16 protein-coding genes are annotated in these 20,705 nt (G+C 70.7%); 7 read left to right on the top strand and 9 right to left on the bottom strand.

What is annotated here, in order from left to right; translation table 11 throughout:
• The first annotated feature begins 47 nt into the window (after window positions 1-47).
• The gene (locus WJ35_RS20005; protein WP_060234439.1) at window positions 48-965 is read left to right on the top strand and encodes a LysR family transcriptional regulator; all 918 of its coding nucleotides are present in this window, start codon (window positions 48-50) and stop codon (window positions 963-965) included.
• Between the two features lie 269 nt (window positions 966-1,234).
• Window positions 1,235-2,347: an alkene reductase gene (locus WJ35_RS20000; protein ID WP_069239779.1), complete on the top strand. Its 1,113-nt coding sequence runs from the start codon at window positions 1,235-1,237 to the stop codon at window positions 2,345-2,347.
• 88 nt (window positions 2,348-2,435) lie between these two features.
• Here WJ35_RS20000 and WJ35_RS19995 read toward each other — a convergent pair whose 3' ends face one another.
• From WJ35_RS19995 to WJ35_RS19985, 3 genes are all read right to left on the bottom strand, one after another.
• Window positions 2,436-3,107: a phosphohydrolase gene (locus WJ35_RS19995; RefSeq protein ID WP_069239778.1), complete on the bottom strand. Its 672-nt coding sequence runs from the start codon at window positions 3,105-3,107 to the stop codon at window positions 2,436-2,438.
• A gap of 84 nt (window positions 3,108-3,191) precedes the next feature.
• A complete protein-coding gene (locus WJ35_RS19990; RefSeq protein WP_069239777.1) occupies window positions 3,192-5,099 on the bottom strand; it encodes an amidohydrolase in 1,908 nt (635 codons plus the stop codon).
• 132 nt (window positions 5,100-5,231) lie between these two features.
• On the bottom strand, window positions 5,232-8,390 hold the full coding sequence (locus WJ35_RS19985) for an ATP-binding protein (protein WP_069239776.1): 3,159 nt from the start codon (window positions 8,388-8,390) through the stop codon (window positions 5,232-5,234).
• A gap of 405 nt (window positions 8,391-8,795) precedes the next feature.
• Here WJ35_RS19985 and WJ35_RS19980 point away from each other — a divergent pair, with 405 nt between their 5' ends.
• Together WJ35_RS19980 and WJ35_RS19975 are read left to right on the top strand one after the other, a co-directional pair.
• Window positions 8,796-9,716 carry a helix-turn-helix domain-containing protein gene (locus WJ35_RS19980; protein WP_069239775.1) on the top strand — a complete coding sequence of 307 codons (921 nt, stop codon included), beginning with the start codon at window positions 8,796-8,798 and terminating at the stop codon, window positions 9,714-9,716.
• A gap of 301 nt (window positions 9,717-10,017) precedes the next feature.
• Window positions 10,018-10,923: a LysR family transcriptional regulator gene (locus tag WJ35_RS19975; RefSeq protein ID WP_069239774.1), complete on the top strand. Its 906-nt coding sequence runs from the start codon at window positions 10,018-10,020 to the stop codon at window positions 10,921-10,923.
• 34 nt (window positions 10,924-10,957) lie between these two features.
• On the opposite strand, the gene WJ35_RS19970 is transcribed toward WJ35_RS19975, so the two are convergent.
• From WJ35_RS19970 to WJ35_RS19955, 4 genes are read right to left on the bottom strand one after another with little or no spacing between them, the layout of a single operon-like run.
• Window positions 10,958-12,442, bottom strand: a complete 1,485-nt coding sequence (locus tag WJ35_RS19970; protein WP_069239773.1) for an alginate export family protein — start codon at window positions 12,440-12,442, stop codon at window positions 10,958-10,960.
• 14 nt (window positions 12,443-12,456) lie between these two features.
• Window positions 12,457-13,410 carry a glyoxalase gene (locus WJ35_RS19965; protein ID WP_069239772.1) on the bottom strand — a complete coding sequence of 318 codons (954 nt, stop codon included), beginning with the start codon at window positions 13,408-13,410 and terminating at the stop codon, window positions 12,457-12,459.
• 55 nt (window positions 13,411-13,465) lie between these two features.
• A complete protein-coding gene (locus WJ35_RS19960; RefSeq protein WP_043292692.1) occupies window positions 13,466-14,203 on the bottom strand; it encodes a YoaK family protein in 738 nt (245 codons plus the stop codon).
• Window positions 14,185-14,397 (bottom strand): hypothetical protein, encoded by a 213-nt coding sequence (locus tag WJ35_RS19955; RefSeq protein ID WP_069239827.1) that lies wholly within the window; start codon window positions 14,395-14,397, stop codon window positions 14,185-14,187. Before WJ35_RS19955 ends, WJ35_RS19960 begins: the two co-directional genes overlap by 19 nt.
• Window positions 14,398-14,589: 192 nt before the next feature.
• Here WJ35_RS19955 and WJ35_RS19950 point away from each other — a divergent pair, with 192 nt between their 5' ends.
• Both WJ35_RS19950 and WJ35_RS19945 read left to right on the top strand, forming a co-directional pair.
• On the top strand, window positions 14,590-15,339 hold the full coding sequence (locus WJ35_RS19950; protein WP_069239771.1) for a TetR/AcrR family transcriptional regulator: 750 nt from the start codon (window positions 14,590-14,592) through the stop codon (window positions 15,337-15,339).
• A gap of 145 nt (window positions 15,340-15,484) precedes the next feature.
• Complete coding sequence (locus tag WJ35_RS19945) at window positions 15,485-16,627, top strand: FAD binding domain-containing protein (RefSeq protein ID WP_059559943.1); 1,143 nt, start codon at window positions 15,485-15,487, stop codon at window positions 16,625-16,627.
• On the opposite strand, the gene WJ35_RS19940 is transcribed toward WJ35_RS19945, so the two are convergent.
• Both WJ35_RS19940 and WJ35_RS19935 read right to left on the bottom strand, forming a co-directional pair.
• A complete protein-coding gene (locus WJ35_RS19940) occupies window positions 16,555-16,854 on the bottom strand; it encodes a hypothetical protein (RefSeq protein ID WP_230459699.1) in 300 nt (99 codons plus the stop codon). The two genes, WJ35_RS19945 and WJ35_RS19940, sit on opposite strands and share 73 nt — an antisense overlap.
• Window positions 16,851-17,132 carry a DUF4148 domain-containing protein gene (locus WJ35_RS19935; protein ID WP_069239770.1) on the bottom strand — a complete coding sequence of 94 codons (282 nt, stop codon included), beginning with the start codon at window positions 17,130-17,132 and terminating at the stop codon, window positions 16,851-16,853. The genes WJ35_RS19940 and WJ35_RS19935 overlap by 4 nt, the downstream gene beginning before the upstream one ends.
• A 271-nt stretch (window positions 17,133-17,403) precedes the next feature.
• On the opposite strand from WJ35_RS19935, the gene WJ35_RS19930 reads away from it, so the two are divergent.
• Window positions 17,404-20,670: an efflux RND transporter permease subunit gene (locus WJ35_RS19930; protein WP_069239769.1), complete on the top strand. Its 3,267-nt coding sequence runs from the start codon at window positions 17,404-17,406 to the stop codon at window positions 20,668-20,670.
• Window positions 20,671-20,705 lie beyond the last annotated feature (35 nt).

Genomic DNA, 20,705 nt, shown 5'->3' with positions numbered 1-20,705 from the left:
CGGCACGCACCGGCGCCGCCGATTCACGGGTTGGAGAGAATCGAACGATGGATACACTGCTTTCGATGCGCGTGTTTACGCGCATCGTCGAGACGGGCAGCCTCACGCGCGCGTCGGACACGACAGGGCTCACGACGCCGCGCGTATCCGCGCTGCTGAGCACGCTCGAACAACACCTCGGCTGCCGGCTGCTGAACCGCACGACGCGCCGGATCGCGCTGACCGAGGACGGGCGGGCCTACTACGAACGCTGCGTCGCGGTGCTGCGCGAGATCGACGACATGGAAGCGTCCGTGTCCCAGGCGCGCAATGCGCCGCGCGGCCGCCTGAAGGTGAATCTGCCGCCGGCCATGGCGAAACAGATCATGGTGCCGGCGCTGCCGGCGTTCCTGGCCGCGCACCCGAGCATCACGATCGAGCTCGGCGTGACCGATCGCCAGATCGATCTCGTCGGCGAGGGCGTCGATTGCGTCGTGCGCGTCGGCGCGCTCGACGACTCCGGCCTGATCGCGAAGCGGATCGGCAGCCTGACGACCTGCACCTGCGCGTCCCCCGCCTATCTCGAACGGTTCGGCGAACCCGAAACGGTGGAGGATCTCGCGCAGCACGTCGCGGTCAGCCACATCTCCGCCGATACGGGGCGGCCGCGGGCGTGGGAATACGTCGTCGACGGCGAACCGCGCGTGATGCAGATGTGCGGCACGGTGGCCGTCAACGATGCGGATACCTATATCGCGTGCGGCGTCGCAGGAATCGGCCTGATCAAGACCTCGCTGTATCTGGTCGATCCTTATCTGAAGTCGGGCGAATTGCGCGAAGTCCTGACCGGCTTCAATACACCGGCGCGGCCGATTTCGGTGCTGTATCCGCCGAATCGCCACGTGCCGGCCAAGCTCAAGCTTTTCGTCGACTGGCTCTCCGGCCTGTTCGAGCAGATTCCGACGCTGCAGGGCAAGCGGGGCTGAACGCGGCGATTGCGCGCGTGATGCGCCTGATCCGCCCGTTTTTGCACGGTGCGCAATGCTCGATTGCGCACCGGACGTATTCCTTTGTGATCGATCGATCAATAACCTGACGGCAGTGCGGTGACCTGTTTCGCCGCGGCGGCCTGGGCCGTTCGCGCGCAGGAACGCCGTCGGCACGTCGACCCCGACTTCCCGCAGGGTCCGCCGCTGCGCCTGGCACGACCGGACGCATTGCGGCAGGGCCCTGCGTCACTCAAGAGGAAACCACCATGCCTTCCCTGCTCGACAATTACGATCTGCGCGGCCTCGCGCTCCCCAACCGTGTCGTGATGGGCCCGATGACGCGTTCGCGCGCCCCGTTGCGCGGTCAGCCGACCGAACTGATGGCCGAATACTACGCACAGCGCGCATCCGCCGGGCTGATCGTGACCGAGGCGACCAACGTGAGCCCGGCCTCCGCGTCGTTCGAGCTGACGCCGGGGCTCGTCACCGACGAGCAGGCCGCCGGTTGGAAGACGATCACCGACGCCGTCCATGCGAAGGGCGGCCGCATCTTCGCGCAGTTGTGGCATGGCGGACGCGTCGGCTCGATGACGCTGCTCGGCGGCGAGGCCCCGCTGTCGCCGTCGGGCGTGAACGACGATCTCGAGCAGCTTCAGGTGTGGGCCCAACTGAGCAACGGCTACTACACGAAGATTCATGCGACGCCGTCGCGCGCGATGACGACGGACGAAGTCGTCGAAGCGGTGGCCGAATTCCGGCGCGCGGCGGCGCGCGCGATGGCGGCCGGCTTCGACGGCGTCGAGATCCATGCGGCCAACGGCTACCTGCCGCACCAGTTCCTGTCGTCGATGCTGAACCGCCGCGACGACTGTTACGGCGGCTCGGTCGCGAACCGTGCGCGCTTTCTCGCGGAAATCGTCGACGCGGTCGGCGGCGTGATGCCGCTGAGCCGCGTCGGCGTGCGCATCTCGCCGTACGCGAAGTACAACAACGTGCGCGACGCGGACCCGGACGCAACCTATGCCTACGTCGGCCGCATGCTCGACGAAGCCGGCGTCGCCTATCTGCACGCGGCCGACACCAACGGCTGGAGCGGCGAGCCCGATCTGCCGCGCATCGTCGGGAACGCGCGCAAGACGTTCGGCGGCACGCTGATCGTCAACGGCGGGATCTCGCCGGATGCCGCGAACACGCTGATCGGCGCCGGCGACGCGGATCTCGTCGCGTTCGCGCGCGCCTACATCGCGAACCCCGATCTCGTCGAGCGCATCGCGACGCGCGCACCGCTCGCGCAGCCGAAGTCGAGCGGCTGGTACGGCGGCGACCGCGCCGGTTACGTGGACTATGCGCGGCACGATGCGGCGGAAGCGGGGGTGTAGGGATGTGGGGGGCGGAGAGCGTGCAGTTACCCGTCGCCGCCCGCCCCATCCCGCGGCAGCCGGCCTTCGCCCGGCCGCACCGACGCCGTCACGCGTCGGTCCATCGCGCGCCGAGCACGCGTCCGCAGAAGTTCAGCCGATGAAAATCCGGGTCGACCCGCTCGAGCACGTCCGCGCTCCACGCGCCGAACGTCGAAGCGGGCCGATGCGCGACCCCACGCGCGATCGCATCGAGGAACGCTTCCCCGAACCCGTTGCCGCGCGGATACGCGGCGAGCAATGCGTCGCGCTCGTCGGCCGTGTACGCGTCGAAGTCGGTCGCCATCAAGTCCGTCGACACCGCGGCCGCCAGCGCGCGAGCGAGCGGCGACACGCGTGCGGCCACGCCCGGCGTCGTATGCAGCGCGATCGCGCGCCACACGTCGTCGCGCATGCGCTGCGACGCGCGGTGCCGAAGCAGGAGCGCCTGCGCGGCGTCCGCGCTGTCGAGCTCGTATCGCTCGGTCGAGCGGCAGTATGCGGCGCTCAACCCCATGTTCGCGTACATCGCGGCAACGTACAGCGCATCGGCGTCGCACGCGTCGCCCGCGCGGCGCGCAGCGAGCGACGCGAACACGAATACGCGCGCGGCGTGACCGGCGAGCGCGGCAGGCAACGATGCGCGCGCCGCTTCGGCGGCTTCGATCGCCACGGACGTCCGCGGAATGCGGACCCCGGCCACTTCGTCGTCTGCCGGTGCGCACGCGTGCGCAGAATCCATCTCGTCTCCTCGTGCCCCGTGCACGGGGCGGAAAATCGTTCAATGCAACGCGCGGCCGCGCTCGCGGCGCGCCGGGGCGGCGCGCTAGAACGCGACGCAGCGGCAGCCGAACGCGTCGCAACGATCGCCGGCCGCGCTCGCCGTCGGGAAGCGCGAGCGCGCGAAGCGGCGTCCGTGGCCGCGGGTACGGCACGCGTCCATCCCCGGCTCGGCGCATGCGCCCGCCGCCGCCGACGCGCGCGCACGGGCTCGCGCGCCGCCCGCCGCATCGTCGGCGCCGCCGTCTGCGCCGCGGTCGGCGACCGGCGACCACGCGGGACTGACCGGCAGCGGCGGCGGCGCCAGCGGCGCGAACTCCTCGTCCGCATGCACGACCTTGCCGCCGACGACGGTCAGCACCGACGACAACTGCGGAATGCGCGCGACGTCGATCGCGAAGTAGTCGTCGCTCAGCACCGCAAAGTCCGCGTATCGGCCGGGCGTCAGCGCGCCCTTGCGGTGCTCGTCCGCCGAGAACCACGCGCTGCCGAGCGTGTGCACGCTCAGCGCCTCCATCCGGCCGAGCCGCGCACGCGCGGGGTACAGCGGCGTGCCGCCGACCGTTCGGCCGGACACCATCCAGTACAGCGACACGAACGGGTTGTAGCCGGCCGTCTGCGTCGCACCGGAGCCCGCGCCGACCGGCAGCCGAGCCGCGAGCATCGCGCGGATCGGCGGCGCGCGGCGCGCCGCGGTCGCGCCGTAGCGCGCGATGAACGCCTCGCCCTGGAACGCCATGCGCGGCTGCACGGTCACGCCGCCGCCGAGCGCTGCGATCCGCGCGATATTGGCGTCCGACAGCGTTTCACAACGGTCGAAGAACCAGCGCAGCCCGTCGAACGGCACGTCGCGGTTCACGGCCTCCAGCACGTTCAGGAAGCGGCTGATCGATTCGTCGTACGTCGCATGCAGCCGCAACGGCCAGCGGTGGCGCACCAGCAGCCGCACGACGGCCGCGAGATCCGCCTCGAGCGACGCCGGCAACTCGGTGCGCGGCTCGAGGAAGTTGCCGAGATCGACCGCCGAGAACAGCAGCCGCTCGCCGGCGCCGTTCGTGCGCAGGAATGCGTCGCCGTCGCCGGGCGCCGTCAGCGCGATCCATTTCGCGAAGTCGTCGACTTCGCGGCCCGCATGCCGCGCGCCGAGCGCGTAGGCGATGCGCGTCGTCAATTCGCCGCGCCGCGCGAGCGTCATGACGGCCGCATAGTCGTCCGGATAGGCGAGGCCGTCGCCGCCCGCGTCGATCGCACTCGTCACGCCGACGCGATTCAGCGCATGCATGAACTGTCGCGTCGAGTTGAGCCGGTCGCCGTCCGACAGCGCCGGCGCTGGGTCGAGCGCCGCGCTCAGCACGGCCGGGTCGGGCCGCGCGAGCAGCAGCCCGGTCGGTCGCCCGTAGCGGTCGCGCCGCAGTTCGCCGCCGGGCGGATCGGGCGTGTCGCGGCCGTAGCCGATCGCGCGCAGCGCGGCCGCATTCAGCAATGCGCTGTCGCTCAGATGCAGGATGAAGACCGGCGTGTCGGGCGCGATCGCGTCGAGCTCGGCAATCGTCGGGCCGCGCTTTTCCGCGAACTGGAATTCGGTCCAGCCGCCGGCGACGCGCACCCAATGCGGCGCGGGCGTGCGCCGGACCTGGCGACGCAGCATGTCGAGCGCATCGGCCAGCGTCGGCACGCCGTCCCAGCGCAGTTCCAGGTTGAAGTTCAGGCCGCCGCGAATCACCTGCAGGTGCGAATCGTTCAAGCCGGGAATCACGGTGCGGCCGTTCAGGTCGATGCGCGTCGTGGCGACGCCCGCATGGCGCAGCACGTCGCGATCGTCGCCGGTCGCGACGATGCGCCCGTCCTTCACCGCGAGCGCGCTGACGAACGAGCCCCGCTCGTCCTGTGTCGCAATCTTGCCGTTGAAGACGACGAGATCCGCCGAGTGCGCGGGTTCCGTCGCTCTAAGCACTGTCGGGCCTCCGGTGCGCGGCGCGCCGCGCGGTCCGCGGCTCGTACGCACTCGCCAATGCGGCCGGCACGCGCGCGGCGGCACGCATGCCGCCGACGCACAGCGGCCCCGCCGCCCCGAATGCGCGCATCGTCATGCCCCCTGCTGCGCCGCGTCGACGGCGTCGTGTCGGGCGCGCGGGCGGGACGGCACGGGCGCCGCGTCCTGACGCACGAAACTCTGCACCCGCAGCAGCCGGCGCACGTCGTGCGCGCGCGAGCGCGGGTCGAAGTCCTGCACGATGCCGGCGACCAGCGACGACGCCTGCCCGGTCTGCCCGCGCTCGATCAGGTGATCGGCGAGATCCAGCGTGCCGCGCAGCGCCCACACCGCGGCGCCCTGCCGGTTCGCGGTCTGGATCGCCATCAGCAGATGACGATGTCCGTCCGCTTCGCAGGCGACCGCGAGGTCCGTATCGGCGGTGCGCGCTTGTTCGAGCATCGCCAGGCCTCTGGCGCGCAGCAGTTCGGGCACGAACAGATGTTCTCCGTGCGCCCGGCAGCGCACGAGCGTCGCGTCGAGCTTCGCGCGCGCCTGCGCCGCTCGCCCCGTGCGGGCGAGCCCTTCCGCGTACGCGACGATCAGCGGCGCGAGCAGACGCCGGAATCCGCTCGCTTCGACGCGCCGCAGCGCAGGTTCCAGCCGCGCGAGCCCGGCGCCGGGATGGCCGGCCTGAATGTCGAACTGGCCGGCGAGACATTCCGCATGACTGCGCCAGATGTCGAACCCGTTCGCATCGGCCGTCGATCTCAGCGTCGCGAGATAGTCGGAGATGGCATCGTGGTCGCCGTAACGCAACGCGATCGGCACGGCCGCGGCGCCGAGCACGATGCACAGCGCGAGCGCCGAACGGCCGCGGCGCGCGCATTCGACCGCCTGCGCGGCCAGCTGCATCGCATGTTCCGGGTCGCCCTGCATCCAGACGAGCCGGGTGAGCATCGTCCGGCCGAGCGTCGCCACGTCGACGCCCAGTGCAGCCTCGGCGCACGGCGGTTCGTCGGCATCGGCCAGCGCGGCCAGCGCCGCCTCCAGCCGCTCGCGCGCCTGCGCGTGCTCGCCGAGGTAATGAAGCGACGTCGCGACCATCGCGTTCGCGAGCAGCCGCTGCGACCGGTCGCCGCGCCGCGCGGCTGCCCGCTCGAAGCGAGTCGCATAGCGCAACGATTCGTGAATGTCCGACAGCGTCAGCGTGGTGTGCCACAGCCCCACCAGCGCGCGCGCGTCGAATGCGTCGTCGCCGACCTGGGCTGCGAGGCCGAGCGTCCTGTCCCACATCGCGGCGGCCGTGCGCGCGTCGCCGTCGGTATGCAGCAGCGCCGACGCATACGCCGCCCGCAACCGCATCTCGCGGCCCGCGTCGAGCGTGGCGGCGGCGCCTGCGTCCAGCGCGTCGAGCAGCTGTCTCGCGTGCGCGGCGGACTCGCGCATCCGCGCGGGCTCCTGCAATGCGTGCGTCAACAGGTCCGGGTCGGGGTCGGGAATGGCGGCGGCCGGCGGCGCCGGGTCGGTCGTGGCTTGGGCTTGGGCTTGGGCTTGGGCTTGGGCTTGGGCTTGGGCTTGGGCTTGGGCTTGGGCTTGGGCTTCGGCTTCGGCTTCGGCTTCGGCTTCGGCTTCGGCTTCGGCCGCTGCCATGATCCGGGCTTGCGCGTGGGCCTGCGCATGGACTTGCGCATCCGCCCGCGCATCGTCCGCGTGCGCCGCGCGCCCGTCCGCGTCCGTGTCCGTGCCCGCTTCAGCGCCGACACCCACACGCGCCGGCGCATGTTCGCGCTCGTACAGCGCGTGGCGCGCGGCGATCCGCTCGAACTCGCCCTCGTTGTGCAGTTTCTCCAGCGCATAGGCGCGCGTCGACTCGGTGAGCCGGTAGCACACGTATGCGCCATGGAATTCGACGCTCACCAGCGACTTCGCGACCAGTTCGCCCAGCACCGCGATCGTGTCCGACGCCGACGTGTCGGGCTCCGCGGCGACCGCGCGCGCGGCGTCGAACGTAAACGGGCCGATGAAGCAGCCCATCCGGCGAAACAGTGCACGCGCGGCCGGATCCAGCAGCACATAGCTCCAGTCGAACGTCGCCCGCAGGGTCTGATGGCGCGGCGGCGCCGATCGGCACCCGCCCGTCAACAGGTTCAGCCTGTCGTCAAGGCGCGCGGCGACGAACTCGAGCCCGAGCGTCGCGACGCGCGCGGCAGCCAGTTCGATCGCCAGCGGAAGTCCGTCGAGACGCCGGCAGATGTCCCCGATCAGCCGCACGGCCGCTTCGTCGATCGGGCACTCCGGCGCGGCGGCGCGTACGCGTTCCAGGAACAGCGCGACGGCCGAGCACCGGGCGATTTCGTCGAACGACGCATCGCTTGCCGGCACCGCGAGCGGGCTCATCCGCAGCACCGCTTCGGCCGAGATGTGCAGCGGCTCGCGGCTCGTGACCAGCACGCGCAGCGACCCGGCAACGGAGGTGAGGGTTTCGACGAGGTTGGCGACCAGATCGACGACGTGCTCCGCGTTGTCGAGCACGAGCAGGCAGCGCGACGCGGCGAACGCGTCGCCGACGCACTCGACGGCCGGTATGCCGTCGACGTCGAGCCCGAGTTCGGCCGCGATCGCGATCAGCATGTCGTCGTGCGTCGACGCGGCTGCGAGCTCGACGAACAGCACGCGCTCGCGTCCGTGGCAGCGCGCATCGTGCGCCACATGCGCGGCGAGGCTCGTCTTGCCGATGCCGCCCGCGCCGACGAGCGTGACGACCGGCGTGCGCGCCAACATGGCGACGATCTGCGCGAGCTCGGCATCGCGCCCGACCAGCGGCGGGGTCGGCACGGCGTGGGAGGCGTCGGGCAGCGCGGCGAGATCGGGGGCTGCGGACTCCACGAGCGCAACGGATCCAGCGGGCGCAGCGGCCGCGGACATGCCCTGCCCAGGCTCGCCGCCCTCTGGGACGTCCGGCGCCGGCCCGGCCGCGGCCGACGCGCTCGCGACCAGCAGGTAGCCGCGGCCGGGCACCGTCTTGATCAGGTCCCGGCTCGCGCCGAGCGCCTTGCGCAACGTCGCGACATGGACCTGAAGCCGATTCTCCTCGACGATCAGGCCCGGCCAGACGGCGTCCATGATGTCGTCCTTCGACACGACGGAACCGTTGGCGCGATGCAGCACTTCAAGGATGTCGAGCGCGCGTGCGCCGATGCGCAGCGGCGCGCCGTGACGGCGAATGTCCCGCTGCTCGAAATCCACCGACAAAGTCCCGATCTGGATCATGGCCGCCTCCGGGTACCTCAGGATGACCGCCGCATGAGCGCGGCAGCTCACGCGGCAGGAAGTCGGAGCCCGGCGCGCGATCGCGCCGGGCGGGGAAATATCGAATTGACGGCCCAGTGTAAAAGGACGTCCGGCGGAAATCTTGAAGAAAAATGCGCTGCGCGAGCGCCGGCGCGCCGCTCGGCGCAGTCACTTGCGTGTCGGGCAGCGCCGCTATACTGTGCCGGGCCCCGCGCACACGTGCCCCGCGCGGGCGTTCGGGCGTGCGGCCGTCGCGCCCGCGCATCGAAAGCCGATCGTCAGGGTCGCGAGCGGACCTTTGTACAAATTCATTTTGAATGCACGCGTGCCCGTATAAACTCGACTCGTCGTAACGCGCCACGAGTCACTCGCAGGAAAAAATCCATGCCCGACCTCGTCATCGCAGCGCCGGACGCCCCGGTCGCGCCAGCGCCGAAAGACACGCTCGGCTGCGCGGCAAGCCTGCTGTCGAAGGACATCGAAACGGCCGCCGGCGGCCTGAAGCTGCACCGCAAATGCATGCGCGAGGCGCACGTCGAGCATATCGACATGCCCGCATGCGATCGCGGCTTCCTGGTCGGCGTATCGCTGAACGGCGGCCACCGCCGCACGCTCTACGGGCGCGCGGGCGCGAGCGAGCGCCGGTTCCAGCAACACTCGATCTACATTCGGGATTTCTCGGAGCCTTTCCGGGCGGACCTGTACGGCAATTTCGACTTCGTGCTGGTCGAGCTGCCGCCCGCGTATCTCGAACGCGTCGGCCGGGAGCATGGCGGCAGCGCGGTCGGCGGCCTGACCTCGCGGCCCGACGTGCGCGACCCGGTGCTCGGTCATCTCGCGCACGCGGTCGCCGACAGCCTCGACGCGCCCGGGCCGCTCGATGCGCTGTTCATCGAGCAGATCGGGCTGGCGATGGGCACCCATCTGCTGCGCCGCTACGGCGCTGCGCGCGTGCGCGACCTCGAGCGCAAGGGCGTGCTGTCGCCCGCGACGGCGGCGCGCGCGAAGGAACTCCTGATGGAAAAGGCGAACCTGGGCGTATCGCTCGCGGAAGTCGCGAAAGAGTGCGACCTGTCGCGCGGCTATTTCATCCGCGCGTTCTCGCGGACCACCGGCCGCACGCCGCACCAGTGGCTGCTCGAACAGCGCGTGACGCAGGCGCGGCGGCTGATCGAGACGAGCGACATGACGCTCGCGGAAATCGCCGCCGATTGCGGGTTCTCCGACCAGAGCCATCTGAATCGCGTGTTCCTGCGCGTGATCGGCCATCCGCCCGGCGCGTGGCGCCGCGCGCGCTCGCGCTGATCGCGTCGGCCTGGCAACGGCGTCGGCGCGCAGCGCGCCATGCGAGGCTCATGAAACAGTTCAAGGTCGACAGCGTGGCCGAGCTGCTGCGCCTCGCGCCGTCGAAGCAGCGGGCCTGACGTTGCGCGAAGCCGTCAGGCGTGCGCGTCGCAGAATGCACGCGCACACCTCACAACCCACCTCCCACCCCGCCCCTGAATCGTCCTGAAGATCGCCCACGCCGCCGCTGCGCCCCACGCAGCCGACGCTAGAATGCGAACGGCATGCAACGCGACGTTGCGACACGCACGAGGGCGACCCGATGGACAAATTCTCCGCGCTGCGCGCGTTCGTGGAAGTGGCGGAAGCCGGCGGCTTCTCGAGCGCGGGGCGGCGTCTCGATCTCGCGGCTTCGTCCGTGGTGCGCGCCGTGGATGCGCTCGAGGCGTCGCTCGGCGCCGTGCTCCTGAATCGCACGACGCGGCAGGTGACGCTGTCGGACGCGGGCTCCGTCTATTACGCGCGCGCGAAGCGGCTGCTCGAGGAGCTCGCCGAGGCCGACGCGCTCGTATCCGATCGCGGCAGCGAACCGTCCGGACCGCTGCGCGTGTCCGTCCCCGTCGCCTACGGCGTGCGCCGCATCGCGCCGCACATCGCCGCGTTCCTCGCGCGCTACCCGAAGCTCGACATCGATCTGCAGCTCACCGACGAACGGGTCGATCTCGTCGTCGGCCGGATCGACGTCGCGATCCGGCTCGGCGAAGCGGCGCCGTCCGCGGATGTCGTCGCTCGGCAGCTCGGCACGTTCCAGCGATACGTCGTCGCGAGCCACGCGTACCTGGAAGCGCGCGGCATGCCGGCGACGCCCGGCGAGCTGGTCGATCACGCGTGCCTGCGCTTTCACTTCGGCGGCGATCAGCAGGCCTGGACCTTTGCCGATGCCCACGGCGCGGCGACAGTCATCGTTGCCGGGCGCCTCAAGTCGAACCACAGCGAAGTGCTGCGGGATGCCGCGCTGGACGGCGCCGGCATCGCGCTGCTGCCCGACTGGCTGGTCGACGCGGACGTCCGGTCGGGCCGCCTGCGTCGGCTCTTCGAACAGTACGAAGTCACGCCCGATGCGGCCCGCTCGGTCGTCACCGCGCTCTACCTGCCGAATCAGCGGGGCTCGAAACGCGTCGCCGCGTTCATCGACTTCATCGCCGCGCTCGCCCGCGCGCCGGCATGACGCGTCCCGCGTCACACGTCGGCCGTCACGCGCGTCACCAGCCGAACTTCGCTTCCATGCCGACGTAGTCGGCATTGCGCGCGCCGAGCGCGCGAATCCACGAGCCGAGCTCGAAGTGCACGGCCTCGAGCGCGAGCGCGAGGTTCGCGTTGACCAGCCAGTCGACGCGCGCCTGCGCGTACATGCCGGTCCACGCGCCGCCCTTGCCCGCCGTGCCCGGCACGGCCGACAGCCCCTGCCCGTAGATCGCGTCGGCCGTGGTCTGCCGCCACTGGAAACCGACGGCCGTGAGCACCGTGACCGAGCTGGACGGCTTGAACGTCAGCGACGGCTTCACGTGGATCAGGTTGCTGTACCCCGTGTAACCGGCGAGCGTGAAGTAATAGCCGTTCGGAAACATCGGGTTGAACGTGCCGACGCGGTGGTCGCCCGGATGCGCGTCGCCCGACGCGCCGTCGACCTGGATGCCGACGCGCGGCGTGCCGGGCGTCTTCGCGAACGTATAGCCGCCCAGTGCGCCGAACGCCCACGCGCCGACCGTGTCCTGTCCGACGTGACCGGTCTGCAGCATCGCCTCGACGTCCCAGTCGAGCGAGTCGGCCTTGCCCGCGTAGCGCACGTCGAACACGTCGCGGCGCTCGGTGCCCGCCGCGTCGGCGAAGCGCGCGTTGTCGCGCGTATAGCGCGACCAGTACGCGGACAAATCGCCGGGCCCCGTGCCGTTGCGCTCGACGCGCACGCCGTCGAAGCGCAGATGCCGGTTCGACACGTCGTCGAACGCCGCGTCGTCGCGGTACTGCACGGGCCGCGTCACATAGCCGATCAGCCGCCACTTGCCGATTTCATAATCGGCCCACAGACCGTCGTAGGCCTGCCGCACGTTCGGGCCGTCGCGCGACGACACGAAGCGCTGCAGGTCGAACGCCATCTCCTGCCGGCCGATGCGCGTCTTGATCGTGCCGGGCCCCACCTGATCGACGTACGCGACGAACGCCTGTTCGAGATCGAGCTGATCCTTGTCGACCGGGCCGACCGTGTTCTTGCCGAACGGCCGCGCGTCGACGAACTGCACGAACGCCTGCAGATGGCCGCGATAGCGCAGGTCGGCATGCACGTTCGCGCGCTGGATCACGTAGTTGTCGTCGTGCGCCGCGCCCAGCCCGAACAGCGGCGCGTTGTTCAGCTCGAAACGCTCGCGCAGGCTCGCGCCCAGCGACAGGTAGGTCGACGGGTCGTCGCCGAGCGGCACGTATTTCAGCGAGTCGAACGGCTTGCGCGGCACGCACGGGTTCGCGAGCACCGACCAGTCTTCCTGCCAGCGGTTGAACAGCACGACGGGCCGCTTCGCGGTACACGTCGCAGCGGCCGCGGCTGCGGGTGTCGCAGCGGGCGTGGCGGCCGGTGCGGCCGCCGGGGCCGTCGCGTCTGCCGCTTCGGCGCCGGCCGCCGCGCCCGCGTGCAACGCGACGCCGCCCGCCAGCACGACGCACGGCAGCGCGCCGCGCCACGCTCGGTTCATCGGGCGGCGCACGGTTATTTCGTCCGCGCGTGGATCTCGGCGACGTAGCCGCCGGGGAACTGCACGATCGCGGCGTCGCGCCCGTCGGCCGAATACGGCGGCACGAGCACGGTCACGCCGGCCGCTTCGGCCTTCTTCAGCGTCGCGGCGAGATCGGTCACTTCATAGCCGGTCATCTCGCGGCCGAACGGATAGGGCAGATGGCCGTCGGTCGCCAGCACGGTCATCTTGCCGAAGCCCGATTCGATCCGGATGCGGCGATACGTGTCGTTCGGCCGGCCGATCTCGACGCCGGGCGCATGGCGCACGTCCGACACGATCTTGCCGTGCGAGAACGCGACGAAGTCGCGCGCGAGCTTGCTCGCGCTTTGCGGCGACACGTACACGCGATTCTCCGGCACCGTCTGCAGCGGGTCGTAGTTCGGCGCCTGCGTGTGCCAGTAGAGCTGCATGTTGACGCCGCCCGGCCAGCTGACGATCGCGTCGCGCCCGATCGGATCGGGGAACGTCGCGACGATGACGTCGGCGCCGTGCGCGCGCGCCGACTTCACCGCCACGTCGATGTCGCTCACGAGATAGCCGGTGCGCTCCGCGCCGAACGGGTAGGGCACGGGCGTCTTGAAGCCGAACAGCGAGACCGTGCCGACCGGCGTCTGCAGCAGTTGCGACGTGGTCGAGCTCGGCGTCGGCGTGACCTGGAACACGCCCTGCTGCGATTTCTTGCCGCCGAAGGTCGCGAGGAAGCTCGCGACGAAGCGGTCGACGTCTTCGGGGGCGACGTACACGTGGGTCGTGTCGTACTGCGGGCCTACGGCGACGGCCGGCAGGCGCGTCGAGGCGGCCGGCGACGCGATGTCGTCGAGGTGGGTTTCGTCGGCATGGGCGGGCGCGCCGACCAGCAGCGCGGCGAGCACGGCCGACGCCGCGGCGGTCGAGCGCAGCATGCTGCGCAGATTCAGTGAACTCATCGGGTTTCTCCTTGATGGTGACGCGCGCGGCGTGGCGCCGCGCGCGGATTCGGATTCAGCGGGATGCGGGCCGCGCGTCGCGGCGGCCCGCGCGACAGGCAAGAAACACCAGCACCGCCAGCGGCAGCGCGAGCGCCCAGAACCCCGCATACAGATACGCGGTCGCACCGGCGCCCGCGCCGAGCGCAAAACCGGCGACCGGCGGCAGCGTGCGCCGCAACCGGGCGCGGGCGGCTTCCCGCTCCGCGGGCGCGGCGATCGGCACGAGCCAGTCGAATGCGTCGATGACGGCCTGCGTGACGTTGCCGGTCATCACGGTGTTCGCCACCACCGAGCGCGCGGTCAGCCGGCCGTGGGCATTCTGCACGCCCATCGCGGCGGCGCCGAGCAGCCCGCAGAGGATCGTCGCGGGCGCATCGGCGCTCGCGATCGGCGACGCCGCCACCCCGGCCAGCATGAAGCCGGTCAGCAGGATCGCCTGCATCGCATACAGCGAGCACGCGCGCGGGCCGTGGCCGCGCACGCGCATCCCGTGATCGAGCAGGCGGGCGGCGACGATCCCGGCGATGAACGCGGGAAACGCGAGCCACTTGATCACGAGGCCCTGCCCGACGCCCGCGATGCCGGAGCCGATCAGGATGAAGTTGCCGGTCACGTGCGCGGTGAACAGCCCGAACAGCGCGACGAAGCCGAGCGTGTCGACGTAGCCCGCGATCGACGCGAGCATCACGTCCTCGCCGGCCACGTGATCGGGCGCGCTCGCGCCGCTTGCCGCTAGCTGGCCAGCTGGCATGACGCACCCTCCTTCGTCCTCTGCGGCGCGCGCATCGGCGCGGCCATCAAGGGAAGCGCGGGCTCGCCCGCGACGATGACGATGTCGAGCGGCCCGGCGGGCGGGAGCGACGACGGCACGAGCGACGGCACGCGCGCCAGGTGGTACGGCGGGCCGGCTGCGATGCCGGCTCCCAGCGAGATCAGATGAGGCATGGTCCGTTTCGGTTGCGGCGCACGGGCCGGCGCCGGGCGGCGTCCGATGCGTGCGGCGATCACGGAGCAGCCTAAGGAACGCCATCCTTAAAGTCATGGCGGCGAACTTAAATCTTCTGAATCCGGCGGCCGGCTCGCCTTGCTATTTTTCGATCGATAAGTGCAGAATGGGCGCCACTCAGGAGCCGATGGATGACCGAAACCAAGCGCAAAGCAGCGTCCCGCCCGAGCCGGACGGCGGCCGCCGAACCGGCCGCCACGCCGGGCCGCCGCCTCACGCCGGAGGCCCGCGAGCGGCAGATCGTCGAGAAGGCGATCGAGCACTTCGCGACGCACGGCTTTTCCGGCAGCACGCGCGAGCTCGCGCGGCAGATCGGCGTGACCCAGCCGCTGCTCTACCGGTACTTCCCGAGCAAGGAGGCACTGATCGAGCGCGTCTACGACGAGATCTATACGTGGAATCCCGACTGGGAAAAGCTGATCGCCGATCGAACGACCCCGCTGCAGGAACGGCTCGTCGCGTTCTACCGCGCTTACGCGCAGACCATCCTGCGGCGCGAATGGATCCGCACGTTCATCTTCGCGGGGCTCAGCCGCGAGGGTTTCAATACGCGCTACCTGTCGCGGCTCCGGGAACGCGTCTTCCTGCCGGTGCTGCGCGAGCTCCGGCACGCATACGACATCGCCACGCCGGCATCGGAAGCCCGGCGCAACGCGGAGATCGAGCTGATCTGGAGCCTGCACGCGAGCATCTTCTATCTGGGCGTCCGAAAGTGGGTGTACGGCCTGCCGGTGCCCGACGATCTCGACACCGAAATCGAACGCCAGGTCGATGCGTTCCTGCACGGCGCGCCCGCCGCACTGAAGCGCGTGGCGGCGGACACGCCGACGACCACGACTACACCCGAGCCAACGCCCACACCGCGCCGCAAGCGCGGGTAGCGCAAACCCCGCCCGCCGTCCGAGCGCTTCAGAACGATTCAACTCGCGCGCGCCCATCCTGCCCTAAGCTCGGTGCGATATCGGCGCTACGCCGCCGCGCGCGGCCGCCCGCCGTGCGCATGGATCTTCGTCGGGAGCACACATCATGGAACGCGCATCGGGCCGCAAGGCCGTCATCGTCGGCGGATCGGTCGGCGGCCTGTTCGCCGCGACCGCGCTACGCGCGCGCGGCTGGCACGTTCGCGTGTTCGAGCAATCGGCGCGCGAGCTCGACAGCCGCGGCGGCGGCATCGTGCTGCAACCGCCGATCGAGCGCGCGTTCGCGTTCGGCGGCGTCGCGCTGCCCGCCAACGCGGGCGTCGATTCGATCGAGCGCATCTACGTCGACGCGCAGGATCGCGTCGTGCAACGCCTGACCATGCCGCAAACGCAAACCGGATGGAACGTGATCTATACGGCGCTGAAGCACGCGCTGCCGGACGACGTGATCCATGCCGGCGACGCGTTCGAGCGGTTCCAGCAGGACGGCGACCGGGTCGTCGCGCAGTTCGCGAGTGGCCGCGTCGAGACGGCCGATCTGCTGATCGGCGCCGACGGCGCGCGCTCGACGGTGCGCGCGCAATTGCTGCCGGACGTGCGGCCCGCGTATGCCGGCTACGTCGCGTGGCGCGGGCTCGTCGACGAACACGCGCTGCCCGAGCAGGTGCTGTACCTGCTGCGCGAGCGCTTCACGTTCCAGCAAGGCGGCGCGCACCTGTTCCTGACCTATCTGGTGCCCGGCGCGGACGGTGCGATCGAACCCGGCAAGCGGCGCGTAAACTGGGTCTGGTATCGCCGTCTCGCGTCGGAGCGGCTGCCGTCGCTGTTCCTGACCCGCGACGGCACGCAGCGCGACGGGTCGCTGCCGCCGGGCGCGATGCGCGACGACAACCGCGCCGAACTCGTGGACGCCGCCGACCGCATGCTCGCGCCGACGCTCGCCACGCTCGTCGACACGACACCGGCCCCGTTCGCGCAGGCGATCTACGATCTGGCCGTCGAGCGCATGGCGTTCGGCCGCACCGTGCTGCTCGGCGATGCCGCGTGCGTCGTGCGCCCGCACACCGCGGCGGGCGTCGCGAAGGCGGCGGACAACGCGGTCGCGCTCGCCGCGGCACTGCACGACGTCGCGCCGGGCGCGGCGTTCGACGCCGCACTCGCGACCTGGGATGCCGATCAGCGCGCGGCGAGCGCGCTGGTGTCCGCGCGCGGCATCGCGCTCGGCGCGCGCTTGATGGGCGCCGCATGAGCATGCGCATGCGCGACCCGCGCCTCGCCCGTCGTGCCCGTGGCCGCGACCGCGCGCTCGGGCGTCGCGTCGTGCTGCGGATTCAACGCGGCGAGCACGCTGGCGCGTCCGCCGTCGTCGTCGGGTAGTTGCGGCTGGCCGCGCGCGAACGCCGGTGCGACGGCGGCCGCGAGCGCTGCGGCGAGCGCCAGCGCCGTCACGCGCGCCACGACCACACGGGCCTTCACAACGCACTCCCCGTCGCCCCGGACGGCGCCGCCGCGGCGCTCTGCGTGTGCTGCTCGCCATGCCCGAGCGCATACAGCTCGCGGTTGCGCTCGATCGTCGGCGCGCTCGGCGGGTAATCCCAGCGCGACGTCGGCACCGTGCCGTCACGCTGGGCCTGGACCAATTCGGTGAGCACGTCGGCGCGGGTCAGGCCCGCCGAGGCGCTCTGGGCGAACGCGGCCACCGGCGTGCCGATGGTGAGCGCGAGCAAGGCGGCTGCAATCATCCTGCGGTTCATGATGGAACTCCCGGAAACGATTCGATGAAGACGCATCGTCGATGCGCCGCCGGCACGAGCCCCGATGCGACTCGCTGCCTGACGTCTTCATTCTGGCGATCGCGGTGCACGCGACGCTGACCGGAACATGACAAATTCGTCATCCGCCGCCGCCGCACGCGGATGACGGTTTCGTAATCTTCGCGACAGGCTCGGGTCAACGCCGCGCCGGCAGACTGCATGCTCGCCGCATCGAACGCGGCATCCGTGCCCTGCTTCGAGGAACAACATCATGTGGATCGTCCAGCTCGCATTGCGCAGGCCCTATACGTTCGTCGTGCTCGCGCTGCTGATCTTCATCGCGGGGCCGCTTGCGCTGCTGCGCATGCCGACCGACATCTTTCCGAACATCGACATCCCGGTCGTCAGCATCGTCTGGTCGTACAACGGCTTCTCCGCCGAAGACATGGCCAAGCGCATCACGTCGAACTACGAGCGCGCGCTCACGTCCGACGTCGACGACATCGAGCACATCGAATCGCAGTCGCTGAACGGCGTGTCGGTCGTGAAGGTGTTCTTCCACCCCGGCGCGGACATCAATCGCGCGATCGCGGAAGCCGCCAGCAACGCCGCGTCGATCCTGCGCATCCTGCCGCCCGGCACGCTGCCGCCGAACATCATCACGTACAACGCGTCGACGGTGCCGATCCTGCAGCTCGGGCTGTCGAGCGACACGCTCGCCGAACAGCAGCTGTACGACCTCGGCAACAGTTTCATCCGCACGCAGCTCGCAACCGTCCAGGGCGCGGCCGTGCCGCTGCCGTACGGCGGCAAGATCCGCCAGATCGTCGTCGATCTCGACACGCGCGCGCTGCAGGCGAAGGGGCTCGCGCCGATCGACGTGGTGAACGCGATCAACGCGCAGAACCTGATCCTGCCGGGCGGCACCGCGAAGATCGGCACGCACGAGTACGACGTGCAGCTGAACGGCAGCACGCAGACGGTCGCCGCGCTGAACGACCTGCCGGTGAAGACGATCGGCGGCAGCGTCGTCTATGTGCGCGACGTCGCCCACGTGCGCGACGGCTTCTCGCCGCAGACCAACGTCGTGCGCGCCGACGGCAAGCGCGCGGCGCTGCTGACCGTCGAGAAGACCGGCAGCGCATCGACGCTGACGATCATCGACCAGGTGAAGGCGATGCTGCCGAAGATCGCAGCCGGGCTGCCGAAGGCGCTGCACATTGCGGCGCTCGACGACCAGTCGGTGTTCGTGAAGTCCGCGATCCAGGGCGTCGTGCGCGAGGCGCTGATCGCCGCCGTGCTGACCGCGATGATGATCCTGCTGTTCCTCGGCAACTGGCGCAGCACGCTGATCATCGCGATCTCGATCCCGCTGTCGATCTTCACGTCGCTGATCGCGCTCGCCGCGCTCGGCGAGACCATCAACATCATGACGCTCGGCGGGCTCGCGCTCGCGGTCGGCATTCTCGTCGACGACGCGACCGTGACGATCGAGAACATCGAGCGCCACCTGCATCTCGGTTCAGGCTTGCACGACGCGATCCTCGAGGGCGCGGGCGAGATCGCGGTGCCGGCGTTCGTGTCGACGCTGTGCATCTGCATCGTGTTCGTGCCGATGTTCTTCCTGACGGGCGTCGCGCGCTACCTGTTCGTGCCGCTCGCCGAGGCCGTGGTGTTCGCGATGCTCGCGTCGTACGTGCTGTCGCGCACGCTCGTGCCGACGCTCGCGATGGTGCTGATGCGCGCGAAGGGCCAGGGCCGCCCGCCGCGCGGCGTGTTCGCGCGTATCGCCGGCCTGCAGGCCGCGTTCGAACGCCGCTTCGACGCGATCCGGCTCGGCTATCGCGCGCTGCTCGCCGCGGCGATCGCGCACCGGCGCCGCTTCGCGGCCGCGTTCGTGCTGGCGTGCGTGGCGTCCACGGGCCTGTTCGCGTTCGCCGGCCAGGACTTCTTCCCGGCGATCGACACCGGCGAGATCCGCCTGCATCTGCGCGCGCCGACCGGCACGCGGATCGAGCAGACCGCACGGCTGACCGACGAAGTCGAGGCCAAGGTGCGCAGCGTGATTCCAGCGCGCGAACTGGCCGGCATGCTCGACAACATCGGCGTGCCGGTGAGCGGGATCAACCTCACCTACGACTCGTCCGACCCGATCGGCACCGAGGACGCCGACGTGATGATCACGCTGAAGCCGGGCCACGCGCCGACCGCCGCGTACGTCGCACGGCTGCGCAACCTGCTCGCGCAGTCGTTCCCCGGCGTGACGTTCGCGTTCCTGCCGGCCGACATCGTGAGTCAGATCCTCAATTTCGGGCTGCCCGCGCCGGTCGACATCCAGATCGTCGGCAACAAGCTGGATCAGAACCGCGCGGTCGCGAACGCGCTGCTCGCGAAACTGCGCGGCGTGCGCGGTTTGGTCGACGCGCGCATCCAGCAGCCCGGCGACGAGCCGGCGATCGACGTGAACGTGGACCGCACCAAGGCGATCGAGGCCGGGCTCCAGCAGCGCGACGTCGCGCAGAACCTTTTGATCTCGCTGTCGGGCAGCGCGCAGACGACGCCGAACTTCTGGCTCGATCCGCGCAACGGCGTGAGCTACCCCGTGCTCGTGCAGACGCCGCAGTACACGATCGATTCGCTGCAAGCGCTCGCGAACGTGCCGTTGCCGACCAGCGGCGCGCCGTCGCCGCAGCGCCCGGCCGGCGGCCCGGCGGCCGGTGCGCCCGCGCAAAACCTGCTCGGCACGCTCGGCAGCTTCTCGCGCACGACGCAGCAGGCGGTCGTGTCGCACTACAACGTGCAGCCGGTGCTCGACATTTTCGCGTCGGTGCAGGGGCGCGACCTCGGCGCGGTCACGGCCGACGTGACGAAGCTCGTCGACGACGCGCGCGCGCAGCTGCCGCCCGGCTCGTCGATCGTGCTGCGCGGCCAGGTGCAGGCGATGCACGAGTCGTTCGCCGGGCTGCTCGGCGGTCTCGCGCTCGCGATCGTGCTCGTCTACCTGCTGATCGTCGTGAATTTCCAGTCGTGGCTCGACCCGCTCGTGATCGTCGGCGGCCTGCCGGCGTCGCTGGCCGGCATCGCGTGGATGCTGTTCGTGACGCGCACGACGCTGTCGGTGCCGGCGTTGACCGGGACGATCCTGTGCATCGGCGTCGCGACCGCGAACAGCATTCTCGTCGTCAATGCGGCGCGCGAGCTGCTCGCCGGCGGCGCATCGCCGTGGCAGGCCGCGCTCGACGCCGGCTTCAGCCGCTTCCGTCCGGTCGTGATGACCGCGCTCGCGATGATCATCGGCATGGTGCCGATGGCGCTCGGGCTCGGCGAAGGCGCCGAGCAGAACGCGCCGCTCGGCCGCGCGGTGATCGGCGGGCTCGCGTTCGGCACGCTGTCGACGCTGCTGTTCGTGCCCGTCGTGTTCGGCTTCGTGCACGCGTGGCTCGAGCGGCGTCGCGACGCGGCGGGCGCGCGTGGTGCGCTTGATATGCGCGATGCGCCCGGTGCGCCCGAAGCCCCCGATACGCCGGCGCTGCGTTGAGCGCGGACGGCCGCTCCTTCATCCCTCGACTCGCC

Origin of the sequence: Burkholderia ubonensis (assembly GCF_001718695.1) — a bacterium.
GTDB classification, from domain to species: Bacteria; Pseudomonadota; Gammaproteobacteria; order Burkholderiales; family Burkholderiaceae; genus Burkholderia; species Burkholderia ubonensis_B.
The sequence above is the reverse complement of the archived record's forward strand: the minus strand, read 5'-3'. Positions and strand labels throughout refer to the sequence as shown.

Bases quoted from the DNA above. Each gene is read 5' to 3' on its own strand.
- WJ35_RS20005 (WP_060234439.1), top strand. From the start codon at position 48: ATGGATACACTGCTTTCGATGCGCGTGTTTACGCGCATCGTCGAGACG.
- WJ35_RS20000 (WP_069239779.1), top strand. From the start codon at position 1,235: ATGCCTTCCCTGCTCGACAATTACGATCTGCGCGGCCTCGCGCTCCCC.
- WJ35_RS19995 (WP_069239778.1), bottom strand. From the start codon at position 3,107: ATGGATTCTGCGCACGCGTGCGCACCGGCAGACGACGAAGTGGCCGGG.
- WJ35_RS19985 (WP_069239776.1), bottom strand. From the start codon at position 8,390: ATGATCCAGATCGGGACTTTGTCGGTGGATTTCGAGCAGCGGGACATT.
- WJ35_RS19980 (WP_069239775.1), top strand. From the start codon at position 8,796: ATGCCCGACCTCGTCATCGCAGCGCCGGACGCCCCGGTCGCGCCAGCG.
- WJ35_RS19975 (WP_069239774.1), top strand. From the start codon at position 10,018: ATGGACAAATTCTCCGCGCTGCGCGCGTTCGTGGAAGTGGCGGAAGCC.
- WJ35_RS19970 (WP_069239773.1), bottom strand. From the start codon at position 12,442: ATGAACCGAGCGTGGCGCGGCGCGCTGCCGTGCGTCGTGCTGGCGGGC.
- WJ35_RS19965 (WP_069239772.1), bottom strand. From the start codon at position 13,410: ATGAGTTCACTGAATCTGCGCAGCATGCTGCGCTCGACCGCCGCGGCG.
- WJ35_RS19960 (WP_043292692.1), bottom strand. From the start codon at position 14,203: ATGCCAGCTGGCCAGCTAGCGGCAAGCGGCGCGAGCGCGCCCGATCAC.
- WJ35_RS19955 (WP_069239827.1), bottom strand. From the start codon at position 14,397: ATGCCTCATCTGATCTCGCTGGGAGCCGGCATCGCAGCCGGCCCGCCG.
- WJ35_RS19950 (WP_069239771.1), top strand. From the start codon at position 14,590: ATGACCGAAACCAAGCGCAAAGCAGCGTCCCGCCCGAGCCGGACGGCG.
- WJ35_RS19945 (WP_059559943.1), top strand. From the start codon at position 15,485: ATGGAACGCGCATCGGGCCGCAAGGCCGTCATCGTCGGCGGATCGGTC.
- WJ35_RS19935 (WP_069239770.1), bottom strand. From the start codon at position 17,132: ATGAACCGCAGGATGATTGCAGCCGCCTTGCTCGCGCTCACCATCGGC.
- WJ35_RS19930 (WP_069239769.1), top strand. From the start codon at position 17,404: ATGTGGATCGTCCAGCTCGCATTGCGCAGGCCCTATACGTTCGTCGTG.